Source organism: Delftia sp. S65 (genome assembly GCF_016516495.1).
In the GTDB taxonomy this organism is placed as follows: Bacteria; Pseudomonadota; Gammaproteobacteria; order Burkholderiales; family Burkholderiaceae_C; genus Comamonas; species Comamonas acidovorans.
The window spans coordinates 39923-53288 of the sequence record NZ_JACVUR010000043.1 but is presented as its reverse complement, the minus strand read 5'-3'; the positions used below and the strand labels follow the sequence as shown (position 1 = coordinate 53288).

The window sequence follows — 13366 nt, the reverse complement described above, 5'->3', positions numbered from 1 at the left end:
CCCTGGGTGAGGGGGATGCTGGGGGCGGGCAGGGCGGGAGTGCTTTCTATGATTTCCTCGCCGGGCGACAGGCCCGGGCCGGGTGGCTCCGGGGGCTCGGGTGCGGGTTCAGGGGTCGGAGCCGGCTCCGGGGTGGCGGGTTGGCCGGGCTGTGCGGGCGGCGGCTGGTCAGGCCACCAGTCCTGCATGCGTTCGCGCAGGCGGCCGACCATGTCGGACCACCAGTGGCTTTGTTCGGGCGGCTCGAAGCGGGCCTTGGCGTCGATGACGGGGCTGCGCAGGGCGCGGGACATGAAGTCTCCCACCATGGGCAGGGCGCTGCGCGAGCCCTGGCCCCAGCGGTCGCTGCGCAGGGTGATGCGCGGGTCGTTGAAGCCGGCCCAGGCGCCGGTGACGATTTCCGGGTGCATAAGGATGAACCAGCCGTCGGCATTGCCCTGGGTGGTGCCGGTCTTGCCGGCCACGTCGGCGTGGATGCCGTAGCGCTGGCGCACGGCCACGGCCGTGCCTTTGTCCACCACGGCGCGCAGCATGTTCACCAGGGCGTAGGCGTGGTCTTCGTCCAGTGCGCGCTCGGGCTTGGGCGGGGCGAATTCGGCGATGACCTTGCCGTCGGCGTCCTCGATGCGCGTGACCATCATGGGTGGCAGCCAGCGGCCGCCGTGGGCTAGGCTGGCATAGGCGTTGACCATTTCCAGCAGTGACACCGGGCTGCTGCCCAGGGCCAGGGCGGGAACTTCGTCCAGCGGGCTCTGGCGCACACCCAGGGCGCGCGCCAGGCGCGCCACGCGGGCGGGGCCCACGGATTGCATGACTTCGGCGGTGATGGTGTTCTTGGAGTAGGCCAGGGCGTCGCGCAGCGTCATCTCGCGGCCCGTGGGTGGTGTGGCGTCGGTGGGGCGCCAGACTTCGCCGCCGGGCAGCTTGATTTCCACGGGGCCGTCCACGCGCTTGTCGTCGGGGGTGGCGCCCTGCTGCAGCGCGGCGCCATAGACAAAGGGCTTGAAGGTGGATCCGGGCTGTCGCCGTGCCTGCTGCACATGGTCGTAGGCGTCCTGCGTGAAGTCGCGGCTGCCCACCCAAGCCAGCACTTCGGAGGTGGCCGGGTTCAGCGCCACAAAGCCTGCCTGCACGCGCGTCTTGTCCTCGCGCAGCTGCTTCATGAAGGCCTTGTCGGCCAGCAGGGCCTTGAGGGTGTCTTCCTCGCTGTCCTTGTCCGTTGCCTTGTCCTTGCCTTGGCCGTCCGCGCGTTTGCGCGCCGCGCGCCAGGCGGGGGTCTCCCGCACCAGCTGTTGCACCAGCGGGTTGGCGGCATTCCAGCCGTCGCGCTGGCTCCAGGCGCCGTTGGCCACGCCCTGCAGCGTGCGCGTCTGGCGCGCCACGGCCTGGTTGGCCCAGTTCTGCAGGCGCGAGTCGATGGTGGTGTGCACCACCAGGCCGTCGGTGTAGATGTTGTAGTCGTTGCGGTCGGCCCAGTCGATCAGCCATTTGCGCAGCTGCTGCGCGAAGTGGGGCGCCATGCCCAGGGGCTCTTCCTGGCGCTCGAAGTTGATGCGCATGGGGCGCTTCTTGAGCTGGGCGAACTCGGCCTCCTGCAGCACGCCGCGCTTGACCATTTGCGACAGCACCGTGTTGCGGCGGTACAGCGCGCGGTCGGGGTTGAGCACGGGGTTGTAGTAGCTCGTGCCCTTGAGCATGCCCACCAGCGTGGCGCTTTCCAGCACCGTCAGCCGCGCGGCGGGCTTGTCGAAATAGGTGCGCGCCGCCATCTCTATGCCGAAGGCGTTGTAGAGGAAGGGAACGGTGTTCAGATAGGTCTCGAGGATCTCGTCCTTGGTGTAGAGCGCCTCGATCTTGAAGGCCGTGATCGCCTCCTTGAGCTTGCGGTTGAGCGTGGGCGCGCGGCCGATTTCGGTCGGGTACAGGTTGCGTGCGAGCTGCTGGGTGAGGGTGGAGCCGCCCTGCGGATCGCCGCGCAGCGTGTGCACCACCGAGCCCAGCGTGCGCCGCCAGTCCATGCCGTGGTGCTCGTAGAAGCGGTGGTCCTCCGTGGCGATCAGCGCCTTGATCACCGAGGGCGACATCTCGTCGAGCTTCACCCATTGCCGGTTGCTGCGCTTGAACTGCGCGAGCTGCTTGCCATCCGCGCTCATGATCTGGGCGGGCTGCTCCAGCTTGGCCTTGCGTATGTCGCGGATGCCGGGCGTGAACGGGATAAGGGCCAGCACATACAGCGCAAACAGCAACGGCAGCGCAGCGGCGAACAGCAGCCATTCACGCCGCGTGGGCCAGCGGTGCCACCAGGGCAGGGCCGCCACGCGCTGGCCGATGCGGCTGGCCAGCAGCCTTTGCCAGGCTGTGAGCACAGCGTCGGGCAGCTTCAAGTCATTGAAAGAAAAGCGCATATTGCAAGACGGCCCTGATGACAGGACATCAGGGCCGATAGGGCGGGACCATTCCGCGAAGCCGAGAGAATGCCCAAAAAAACGGCACCCCGCTCGCGCGGGGTGCCTTGCCTGTGGGCCAAGCCCCGGTATTGTCGGGCTGGCGGGTACTGGCGGGAAGTGCTTATTTCTCCAGCCAGTCGGACAGCTCGTCCGCATGCTCCTGCTCCTGCTCCAGGATGGATTCGATCAGCCGGCGCGTGGTGGGGTCCTTGTCGCCGATCAGGTCGATCATCTGGCTGTAGGCCTCGATGGCCACGCGCTCGGCGATCAGGTTGGTGCGGATCATGGCCTTCAGGTCCATCTCGCCGTTGTAGTCGGCGTGGCTGCGCTGGGTCAGCGTCTGGGGATTGAAGTCGGGCTCGCCGCCCAGCTGCACGATGCGCTGGGCCAGCTTGTCGGCGTGGGCCATTTCCTCGTTGGCATGGACCAGGAACTCGTCGGCAATGGCGGGCGAAGCCAGGCCCACGGCCGTGAAGTGGTGGCGCTTGTAGCGCATCACGCACACCAGCTCGGTGGCCAGCGAGTCATTGAGCAGCTTGATGATGTCCTCGCGCCAGGGCCCGAAGTGCGGGGTCACGGCGCCATCGTCCAGGCTGTGCTTGGCGGCCTCCAGGGCCTTGGGGTCCAGCGCGAGGTGGCCGTTGCCGGCGTTGGATTTGGCTTGTTTCGTGGGGGTGCTGTTGGGGTTCATACGTGGTCTCTTCATCGTGGGACGGAAACTACGGCAGGCATGCGCCTATGCGGCTTGTAAACACCTGCCAGCGAAACGGGACCAGGCGGGCCGATGTGCCCGCCTGTTGCCTTCCAAGGTAAGTTTTTGGCCGCCTGCTGTCTGTGAGACAAGTCCGCATCCCCATGCCCGGCCAGCGCGCCCCTGGGTGTCCCTGGGTATCCCGGCGCTACCATGGGCGCTCCACTCCAGGAGCACCCGCATGAATGACACCGCCGCCGCGCCCCGCTCGGCCTACGACTTCGAGGCCACCTCCATCACGGGCCAGGCCGTCCCCCTGGCGGACTACCGCGGCAAGGTGCTGCTCATCGTCAACACCGCCAGCGCCTGCGGCTTCACGCCGCAGTACGCGGGCCTGCAGGCGCTGCATGAGCAGTACGGCGGGCGCGGCCTGGTGGTGCTGGGCTTTCCGTGCAACCAGTTCGGTTCCCAGGAAAAGGGCAGCGAATCGGAAATCGCCAGCTTCTGCGACCTGAACTTTGGCGTGCGCTTTCCGCTCATGGGCAAGATCGACGTCAACGGCGCCAACGCCCACCCGCTGTACCGCTGGCTCACGGCCGAGGCGCCGGGCGTGCTCGGCACCAAGGCCATCAAGTGGAACTTCACCAAATTCCTCGTTGGCCGCGACGGCCAGGTCATCCGCCGCTATGCGCCCCAGGATGCGCCGGCCAAGCTGTCCACGGACATCGAGGCCGCGCTGGCGCTTTGATGCGTTGATGGGCGTTGATGCGCGCTGATCGCGCCTGTCCATCAGGGTTTCACGCAGGGCCGGCGGCGCGGTCCGGCCGCACGCCATGGTTAGCATGCTCCTTGACATCACAACAAGGAGACAACACCCGTGAAAGCCTTCCGCCGCACCGCCCTCGCCCTGCTCACTGCCTGCACCTTGCCCATGATTGCTACCAGCGCCGCCGCCCAGGACAAGCCCGTGGTCCAGTTCATTGCCACGGGCGGCACCATCGCCATGAAGATCGACCCGGTCAAGAACGCGCCCGTGCCCGCGATCTCGGGCGACGACCTGCTGGCCACCGTGCCCGACGTGGGCAAGTACGCGCGCATCCAGGTCAACAACCTGTCCAACGTGCCCTCCGACTACATGGACCCGGCCCGCTGGGTGCAGCTCACCCAGGCCGTACAGGCCGCGCTGGCCCGCCCTGAGGTGGCCGGCGCCATCGTCTCGCACGGCACGGACACGCTGGAGGAAACCGCCTTCTGGCTGGACCTGACCGTGCAGTCGTCCAAGCCCGTCGTGCTCATCGGCGCGCAGCGCAATGCCTCGGTGTCCGACTTCGACGGGCCGCGCAACCTGCTCAACGCCGTGCGCATCGCCGTGGACCCCAAGGCGCGCGACAAGGGCGCCATGCTGGCCATGAACAACCAGATCAACGCCGCGCGCTACGTCACCAAGACACACACGGCCAACGTGGAGACCTTCCGCTCGGGTGAATTCGGCTTTCTGGGCGAGGTCTACCCGGACCGCGTGAACTTCGCCTCCGCCCCCGCGCGCCGCCAGCACCTGCCTATCCAGGCGCAGACCATGCCCGAGGTGGAGATCTTCCCCATGTACGGCGGCGCCAACGGCCAGGCCGTGCGCCAGGCGGTGGACCGTGGCGTCAAGGGCATCGTCATCGACGCCCTGGGCATGGGCAACATGAACGTCGCCATGCTCGATGCCGCCAAGTACGCCATCGGCAAGAACGTGCCCGTGGTCGTCAGCACGCGCGTGCACAACGGGCGCGTCATGCCCAGCTACGGCTTCGAGGGCGGCGGCAAGACCTCGTTCGAGGCCGGCGCCGTCATGGCCGACGACCTGCGCGCGCCCAAGGCGCGGATCCTGCTGATGCTGGCGCTGCAGTCCGGCGTGACGGGGCAGAAGGACCTGCAGGCAGTATTCGATCGGTAAGAGTGAGATCTACCTTTTCCCGATGATGCCCGCATCTTCTGATGCGAGAGGCATGACGGCCTCTCACGGTTTTCACAATCGGGAGCGCTGCGACTGGAGCGTTGTCTCCTTTCACGAGGAGTCCTCTGATTTCATGACCATTGTTGTTGGATCAGAGGATTTTTTCTTGAAATCAGGGTATAACCCATATCTTTCGAAGCTTCGGTTTCCGGGTCTCCGGTCTGTCTGCGTTTAGCCAAGCCAGGCTCGGGCTGCAATGAGTGATCTCGTTGATTCCGTTGAACTTGTTGAAAGACGAGCTGCCTCTCTATGAATGAATATTCTGGTGAAGAAAATGGAATTCCTCTTCTGGGTGAGCCGGTTCACGCAGTTGGTTCTGGTTTTGCAGTCAACATTCCCTCATTGCCGTCCGGGGCAAGTCCGATAATTGATGAGACATCTGGAGACTGTGTTGGGTATATCCATGAAGGTGCCAAGAATGTTTGGCACATTTACGATATCTCGGGACAGCATGTTGGGATCAGAGAGAGTCCTTTAGAAGAGCCGCTTATTGATCCATTGGATCTTATTTTGCTTGGTCCAGTTGCGTTGAAGCTGGTTCGTGCAGGAATCGGTTCTGTAAGTCGCTTGGTTGCTGGGCGGGCGGCACTTGGCACTGCATCACAGCTGACTCGTTCCCTGTTGCCGCTTCTTCGAAGCAAGCTGAAAGGGGTTTCGGTAAGAAATTTGAAATTTACCGAGACAACACTCAGGCACATGGAAAATCCTGGGAGATTTGTTCCTTTACACATCATTCATCTGGCCATAAAGCATGGAAAGAGGATGCCAGATCCTCAAAAAGTTGCAGGTGTTTTCAGGTACGAAATTCCGATGTCCAGATTCATCAAGCGAGGCGCTGGGTACGTCAAGGAACAGAAAACACTTGAGGTTGTTGTTCGGGAGTCGGACTGGACTATCCTGCATTTTATGTATTTCTGAAAATGCTGAACATCAATACAGAAGATCTAAGTCTTCAGATAGAGCCGGTGGCCAGTCGTTTTGAGGCCCCGGGTGGACCATATCTTGAATGGATTGACTTGTTTGTCAAGGTGGCTGTCCCTGGGATAGATGCAGAAGGTAATTGGTCTGCGATGCCTGGAGAGTTGAAGAAATTCTGGATGGAACTCCAGTCGATGAAGGCTGGGAATAATTTTGAGACGAGTGCAATACTGTCCGGAACGGAGCCGGGACTTGGCATTTCATTGAGAATGCTGGAAAGGGGCTTGATCATCATGGATTGGAGTTTTCAGCCAAGACCCCCAGATGGGCCAAAGATTTCAGGGGTCTGTGGCTTGGATCAGACTTTTCTGGATGATTTGATGGATGGAGTGCAGTCTTTGTTGAATTTCCATAATTCAACAAGCTAGAAATCTGAATTCAAATTTGGATCTTTTTCATGACTTCCTGCGCATTGCTTTATGAATACAGAGAGCCGCTGTTTTTGATGTCGCACCAATAGGACTTGCCATGCAGGATGACGATCTCGAATACGTAGGCTTCTGGGCCCGCACCGGCGCCGCGCTGATCGACACCGTGATCCTGCTCGTGCTCATGCTTCCGGCCCTGATCTCCATCTATGGCTGGGAATACCTGGAGTCCGAAAAACTGCTGCACGGCCCGGCCGATTTCGTCATCTCCTGGGTGCTGCCTGCCATTGCCGTCGTCATCTTCTGGATCAAGAAACAGGCCACGCCGGGCAAGATGCTCATCGCCGCCAGGATCGTGGACGCGCAGACCGGCGCGGACATGAGCACACGGCAGGCCATCATTCGCTACCTGGCTTACTTCGTGTCCATCATCCCGCTGTGCCTGGGGCTGATCTGGGTGGCCTTTGACCCGCGCAAGCAGGGCTGGCACGACAAGATTGCGGGCACCGTGGTGGTCAGGCCCAAGCACCTGGGGGTGCAGCCGGTGAAGTTCCGCTGACACGCTCCTCAGGCGCGCCCGCAGCGGGCGCTCCGTGCTATTTCAACGGCAGCTCGGATGTGGCGTCGCGCAGCTGCGCAGCCCGCCCCAAGTTCAGTGCTGCAGCACAGGACAGGCGCCTGATCTCCGTCGCGTTGCCGGCTGCGCCGCCAGCCAGAGAAGCAAGCCAGCTGCATTGGGCATCGCGGTACTGCGTGAATTCCTTGCCGGAGGCGGACAGCCTGGCCTTGGCCTGGGCGGCATATTTGGCATCCTCATCCCATTGCCCCAGCGCGCTGGCTGCCTGTTCCTCGGCCTGCTTCAAGGCCTTGTGGCTGTCTGCGAGCCTGCGCGCCAGGCAGTCTCGCATTCTGGCCTGGGAGTGGGCACTGCATTCCTCGCGCAAGGCGCGTTCATCGGGTTGAGAAATGATTTCCGTGGCGAGGCTCCACAGAGGAATGCAGGCTGCCAGTGCCAGGGTTGTCAGCTTTATTGCTCGCATGTGGAGGTCCTGAATCCGAAGAGGCCGGGCTGCCTGATCCCGATGCAATGACGATGGCCGCAAAGGCGCCGGGCATTCTGGCATGCCTGATTGGCCGGTTGCGAGCAACCGCAAGCGAACGCCAAGCCACCGGTCATGCCAATGCGCAGTGGTTTCCCTTGCGCACGAGCACCGGCCTTCCCGCCCCGTAGCTCAATCCTCTTCCAACCCCGGCTCGTCCACCACGAAGCCCGAGCCGTCCTCGTCGCAGAACACGCATTGCTGCACAAAGCTGTCCATGCTGCTGGCGTGGAACCAGATCAGGCCCTGGTCTTCGTCGCAAAGCATGTCGGTCTGTTCGTCCACGCTGGCGGCGGCAAAGCCGCTCAGTTCCATTTCTTCGAGGAACTGTTCCAGGTCCTCGCAGCCTGCAAACAGCTCATGGTCCAGGCTGCCGATGCGGCCCTTGAAGGCGCCGTGCAGCACTTCCACGAAGGGGTTGCCGCCGGGGTCATGGCCAATGACCATGAAGTGCGCGGCAAACAGGTTTTCGCGCTGGTGGTCCTCCACGTCGCAGTGCTCCGAGCCTGCGCGGAAGTGGTGCAGGGTGCGCAGCCAGGCGTGGTTGTCGCCGGTCTCGTCGTCGGCCTGCAGGTAGTCCTCGCGGTCGGGCGCCGCTTCGAGCCGGTCGAAGTCCAGGCCGTTCTGCGTGATCAGGAACTGCGCGTAGGCGTCGGAGAAGCCTTGCGCGGCCTGGTACTCGCGCACCGCCTGGGCGTCGGGCAGGGCCAGGCCGAAGGGATTGGGAAAGCGCACTTGCATGGAACGGTCCTTGAAAAGGAGTGAACGGCGGCCAGGCAGGCCGTGCCCGCAGGATGGTGCAGGCGTTGGGAGGCAGTTTGGTGACAGTTCTGTAGTGACTCACAGCCCCGCAAGCAGAGTCGGGCGAAGCGGTAGCACGCAACAACTTACCGGCAGAAATCGAAAGAGCCTTTTTCGGTACGTTTCTCAAAAAACCAGAAACGTACCGAAATTCTTTTCAAAACAACAGCCTAAGAGATTTTGAAACGCTTCGGATCACGAAGAAACCACCAGCCTCGAATGCCCCACGCCACCGCCTTTCTCCACACGCACCTGCACGGCGATGCGCTCCTTGAGCGCCTCCACGTGGCTGATGATGCCGATCATCTTGCCGCTGTCGTTGAGCCGGTCGAGTGCGTCGAGGGCGATCTCCAGCGTGTCGGCATCGAGCGTGCCGAAGCCTTCGTCGAGGAACAGGGAGTCGATGGAGGTCTTGTGGCTGACCAGGTCGGACAGCGCCAGTGCCAGGGCCAGGCTGACGAGGAAGGCCTCGCCGCCCGATAGCGTGCGCGTGTCGCGCGGGGTGTCGCCCTGCCAGCTGTCGACGATGTCCAGTTCCAGCTCGCCTTCGGGCTTGCGGCGCAGCAGGTAGCGGCCGTGCAGGCGTGCCAGGTGGAGGTTGGCCAGGTGCAGCAGGTGGTCCAGGGTGAGGCCCTGGGCGAAGCGCCGGTATTTGTCGCCCTTGGCCGAGCCGATGAGGCCGTCCAGGTGCTGCCACAGGTCGCTGTCGCTGGCCTGGGCAGCGATGTGCTCGAACAGGGCCTGCTGGCCCTGGCGGCGGCGCTGGTCGTCGGCCAGCTGAGCGCGGGCGCCGCCCAGTTGTTCGCTGAGTGCCGTATGGCGCTCCTGCAGTGTTTGCAGCAGGGCCTGTATGGCTTCGGGTGCGAGGTCGGTCAGGGCCTGGGCCTGCAGATCCGCGTGCTCGCGCTGCGCGGCTTCCAGCAGGGTGGCCGCGCGCTGTTGTGCCGCCTGCAGTTGCTGGCGCAGCGTGGCCAGGCGCTGGCGTTCGGGTGCGGGCAGCAGGGCCTGCAGGTAGGTGGGTTCGTCAGCAAAGGGGCTGGCGGCCAGGGCGGCCTGCCATGCGGATTCGGCCTGGTCCGCTTCCTCGCGCTGGCGGGCCAGCGTGGCCTGGGCCTGTTGCTGCTGGCCTTGCAGGGCATCCTGCTGCCGCGTGAGAGCGGCGATGTCGCTGGCGCATTCGGCCAGGGCCTGCGGCAGCTGTTCCACGGGCGGCAAGGGCAGGGAAGGCGGCTCTGCCACAGCCGTATCGGCGGGATGGTGCTGCGCCGTTCTCTGCGCCTCCCACTGTGTTTCCCACTGTTTTTTCCAGCGCTGCACATCGGCCTCGGCGGCCTCGCATTCCTTGCGCTGCAAGGCCATGGATTGGGCCAACTGCTGCAAGTCGTGCCGGGCCTGTTGCCAGTGCTGCCATTCGGCTTCGCGCGCTTCAAGCCAGGGCTGGGCGTCGTCGGGCACCGTGTGGCCGGCCTCGCCCAGTGAAGCCTGCAACTGCGCGTTCAGCGCCTGGGCTTCGGCCTGCAGGCTGGCGATGGATTGCTGCAGTTCATCGCGGCGTGCGCTGTGGTCGGCCAGGGCCTGCTGCTGCAGCGCAAGCTGGCCTTGCGCGGTCTGCAGTGACTGGCGGCTGTGCTGGGCGGCGTCCTTGGCCTGTTGCACGGCCTGCTCGCCTTGCTCGGCGGCCTGCACGGCGCGCTTGAGCGTGTCCAGCTGTCGGGCGCAGGCCTGGGCCGATACGGCGAGGGTGTCGGCCTGTTGCCAACTGTCTGGCACGAGTTGCAGGGGTTGCGCGAGGCCCTGCCATGTGTCGTGCCATGTGCCGTGCCAGCGTGCGATGTCTTGTTCCAGCTCGTCGGCCTGGCGCTGGCGCGCCGCCTGCGCGGCCGTGGTGGCGGCCAGCGTGGCGCGGGCGGTTTCTCCCTGGGTTTGCAGGGCGTCGAGTTCATCCTGCTTGCGGCGCAGCGCGGCTTCGGTGGCCGAGGCGTCCAGCGCTTCGTAGGCGGCCACGGCCGGGTGCTCGTGCGCGCCGCACAGCGGGCAGGGCTGGCCGGGCTGCAGGGCGTGGCGGTGCTCGGACAGGCTTTGGATGCGCTGCTCCTGCAGGAGCAGGGTCTGCTTGTCCGCGACCTGTTCCTTGACGCTCTTGTACTGCTGCCGCAGGGCTTGCAGCGATGTGTCCTGCGCCCGCGCCTGTGCCTCTCCATCGCGCAATTCCTGCTCCAGCGCAGCTTGCTGGCGCGCAAGTTCGCGGCGCTGCGCGGCCTGGGTTTCTGCCTGGCGCCACAGGTGCAGGCGGTCCTGCTCTGCCTGCTCGCGAGCGCGCAGTTCGGCCATGCCGCCGCTGCCTTGAAGGCGCTGCGCCTGTTCGTCCTGCGCGTGCTGGAGTGCGGCGCTGGCGCGGGCCTGGGCGTCGGTGGCGGCCTGGACCTGGGCCGTGCCGGCTTCGGCGCTTTGCGCCATGCGGGCCTGTTCGGCATCCAGCTTGCGCAGGGCCTGCTGCTGGTTGGCCGCTTGCTGTTGCTGGCTGGCGCGCAGCTTGAACTGCTGGCGCCAGCTGCCCAGGCGCTCGCCCAGCAGGGCATGTGCGGCATGGTGTGTGCAGAACTGTTCCAGCGTTTGGTGCTCGGCCTGCTGGCGGGCCAGAGTGTCTTGCGCAGCCTGGGCCAGGCGGGCGGACAGGGCCTGGGCATGGCGGTGCTGCAGCAGCAGCCGGGCCTGGGTTTGCTGTTCGTGCTTGCGCAGTTGCTGCAGTTGCTGGCGGCTGTCATCGCAGGCGGAGGTGCTGCGCTGCCAGGCCTGGTGCAGCGGTTGCAGTGCTTGAGCAGGCTCGTCGTTGGCCAGTCTTTCCAGTTCGGGCGCGGCCTGCTCCAGTGCCTGGGCGGCGTCTGCGCAGCCGGTGCGGGCGGCCTGCAGTGTCTGGGTGGCCTGGGCCAGTTGCTGCTGCCATTGGTGCTGGGCCTGGGTACGCAGGTAGTCGGTCTGCAATGTGGCCTGCTCCGTCACCAGGCTGTCGGCCTGGGCCTGCAGGGCATCGCGCGCCTCAGGCGTCAGCAACTCCACGCCATCGGCCTGGGCCTTGAGCTGGTCCAGGCGCTGGCGCGCATCGCGGGCGCGTTCGAAGACTTTCTGCGAGATGAGGCCGTAGATCTCGGTGCCTGTCAGCTCTTCCAGCAGGCCGGCGCGCTCATTGGCATTGGCTTGCAGAAAAGCGGCAAAGCCGCCCTGGGCCAGCAGCATGGACTTGGTGAAGCGCTCGAAGTCCAGGCCGGTGATGGCGGCGGTCTGCTCCAGCTTGTCGCGCGTCTGGCTGCTGAGGATGCTGCCGTCGCCCCGGGCCAGTTCCACCTTGGGCGCCTGCAGTGCGCCATCGAGCCTGTCGCGTGCGCGGCGCTGGCTCCAGAAGGCGCGGTAGACCTGCCCCTTGACCTCGAACTCGACCTCGGCCAGACAGTCGGCCGTGTGGCGCGTCATGAGGTCGTTGGCCGATGCCGAGATGTTGTTCAGCCTGGGTGTCTGGTGGTACAGCGCCAGGCAGATGGCATCGAGCAGGGTGGACTTGCCCGCGCCCGTGGCCCCGGTGATGGCGAACAGGCCGTTGCCCGCGAACGGTGCCTGCGTGAAATCGATGCGCCATTCGCCCTTGAGCGAGTTGAGGTTCTTGAGCCGCAGCGTAAGGATCTTCATGCGCGGGCCTCCTCGCCGTGTTCGCCGGCGCCTGGCTGGGGTGCATCAAGCCCGGCCACCACTTCCTGGTAGCGCCGGGTGAGGGCCTGGGCCAGGCTGGGCTCCAGTGTTTCCAGCGCCAGGCGGCGCTCGAAGACGTCGGCGGGGCTGATCTCGTGCAGCGACTCGCCGGCGGCGGCGGCCATGCCGGCCACCGCCCGGCCGCGCTGGCGCCGAACGCGCAGCAGTTCCACCGGCAGCTCATCGGCCAGGGCCTGCACGCGGTCGGTGAGCTGGGGCAGGTAGTCGTCCTGCTCCACCACCACCTCCAACCACACGGGCCGTGCAGGGCTGCCGGCCTGGGCGGCGGCGCGCATCAGATCCGGCAAGGCGGTCAGGCTGCCTGCCACCGAGGCCATGGGCTGAAAGCAGGGCACGGGCAGCGGCGTGACGGCCTGCAGCCCTTCGGGGCCCAGGTCCACCAGCAGCATCTGCTTGGACTGGCGGGCCTCGTCAAAGCTCAGCGCAATGGGCGAGCCGCTGTAGCGGATGTGCTCCAGGCCGCCCACTTTCTGCGGCTGGTGGATGTGGCCCAGGGCCACGTAGTCGGCGGGTGGAAAGGCCGAGGTGGGGAAGGCGTCCAGCGATCCCACGTAGATCTCGCGCACGGACTCGCTGCTGCTGGCGCCCACGGTGGTGAGATGGCCCGTGGCGATGATGGGCAGGCGCTGGCCGGATGCGGCGTCCAGCGCGTCACGGCGCGCCATGGCGGCATCGTGCACGCAGCGGTAGCAGGACTCGATGGCGGCCTGCAGCGCCTGCTGCTTTTGCTCGGCGCTCTGGCCGGGCTGGCTCAGCACCAGGTCGCGCGGGCGCATGAAGGGCAGGGCACAGACGATGCAGCCGGGCGCGGCCGGCTGCCCCGGCCGGCGCCGCAGCGGCAACTCGACCACGTGGCTGGCCGTCTCGCCCACGGCGGCAACCACGGTGGTGTCCAGGCAGGCCAGCAGCTCGCGGTTCTCTGCCAGCGTGGCCACGGAGTCGTGGTTGCCGCCCAGCAGCAACAGGGCCACGCCCGCCGCATGCAGGCGAACCACCAGCTGGCTGTACAGCTCGCGCGCATAGCTGGGCGGCGCGCCGGTGTCGAAGATATCGCCCGCGATGAGCACGGCATCCACCGCCTGGGCATCGATCTGCTCCAGCAGCCAGTCGATGAGCGCAGCGTGCTCGGCCTGGCGGCTCTTGCCCATGAAGTGCTGGCCCAGGTGCCAGTCGGAAGTGTGAAGAAGGCGCATGGTTTCGGTATCGCGGTATCGGTG

11 protein-coding genes are annotated in these 13366 nt (G+C 65.4%); 5 read left to right on the top strand and 6 right to left on the bottom strand.

Annotation, left to right across the window (positions count from 1 at the left end):
- A partial coding sequence (locus IAE24_RS24940) for a penicillin-binding protein 1A (protein ID WP_200016396.1) occupies positions 1 to 2405 on the bottom strand: 2405 nt, incomplete at its 3' end.
- A gap of 163 nt (positions 2406 to 2568) precedes the next feature.
- Positions 2569 to 3138, bottom strand: a complete 570-nt coding sequence (locus IAE24_RS24935; RefSeq protein WP_013804567.1) for a ferritin-like domain-containing protein — start codon at positions 3136 to 3138, stop codon at positions 2569 to 2571.
- 241 nt (positions 3139 to 3379) lie between these two features.
- Between IAE24_RS24935 and IAE24_RS24930 the strand changes: the two genes are divergently transcribed.
- The 5 genes from IAE24_RS24930 (at position 3380) to IAE24_RS24910 (ending at position 7045) form a co-directional block, all read left to right on the top strand.
- Positions 3380 to 3886: a glutathione peroxidase gene (locus tag IAE24_RS24930; protein ID WP_199961932.1), complete on the top strand. Its 507-nt coding sequence runs from the start codon at positions 3380 to 3382 to the stop codon at positions 3884 to 3886.
- Between the two features lie 129 nt (positions 3887 to 4015).
- On the top strand, positions 4016 to 5080 hold the full coding sequence (locus IAE24_RS24925; RefSeq protein WP_016449874.1) for an asparaginase: 1065 nt from the start codon (positions 4016 to 4018) through the stop codon (positions 5078 to 5080).
- 309 nt (positions 5081 to 5389) lie between these two features.
- Positions 5390 to 6058, top strand: coding sequence for a hypothetical protein (locus tag IAE24_RS24920; protein WP_153053841.1), 669 nt, complete (start codon positions 5390 to 5392; stop codon positions 6056 to 6058).
- Positions 6059 to 6060: 2 nt separating this feature from the next.
- Positions 6061 to 6486, top strand: a complete 426-nt coding sequence (locus IAE24_RS24915; RefSeq protein ID WP_199961931.1) for a WapI family immunity protein — start codon at positions 6061 to 6063, stop codon at positions 6484 to 6486.
- 100 nt (positions 6487 to 6586) lie between these two features.
- Positions 6587 to 7045, top strand: coding sequence for an RDD family protein (locus IAE24_RS24910; protein WP_088165804.1), 459 nt, complete (start codon positions 6587 to 6589; stop codon positions 7043 to 7045).
- 37 nt (positions 7046 to 7082) lie between these two features.
- Here IAE24_RS24910 and IAE24_RS24905 read toward each other — a convergent pair whose 3' ends face one another.
- The 4 genes from IAE24_RS24905 to sbcD all read right to left on the bottom strand — a co-directional run bounded on the left by IAE24_RS24905 (position 7083) and on the right by sbcD (position 13342).
- The gene (locus IAE24_RS24905; RefSeq protein WP_233626359.1) at positions 7083 to 7640 is read right to left on the bottom strand and encodes a lysozyme inhibitor LprI family protein; all 558 of its coding nucleotides are present in this window, start codon (positions 7638 to 7640) and stop codon (positions 7083 to 7085) included.
- Positions 7641 to 7718: 78 nt separating this feature from the next.
- Positions 7719 to 8327 (bottom strand): hypothetical protein, encoded by a 609-nt coding sequence (locus IAE24_RS24900; RefSeq protein ID WP_034366885.1) that lies wholly within the window; start codon positions 8325 to 8327, stop codon positions 7719 to 7721.
- Between the two features lie 255 nt (positions 8328 to 8582).
- The gene (locus IAE24_RS24895; protein WP_199961930.1) at positions 8583 to 12068 is read right to left on the bottom strand and encodes an AAA family ATPase; all 3486 of its coding nucleotides are present in this window, start codon (positions 12066 to 12068) and stop codon (positions 8583 to 8585) included.
- A complete protein-coding gene (sbcD, locus tag IAE24_RS24890) occupies positions 12065 to 13342 on the bottom strand; it encodes an exonuclease subunit SbcD (RefSeq protein ID WP_199961929.1) in 1278 nt (425 codons plus the stop codon). Before sbcD ends, IAE24_RS24895 begins: the two co-directional genes overlap by 4 nt.
- Between the last annotated feature and the right edge of the window lie 24 nt (positions 13343 to 13366).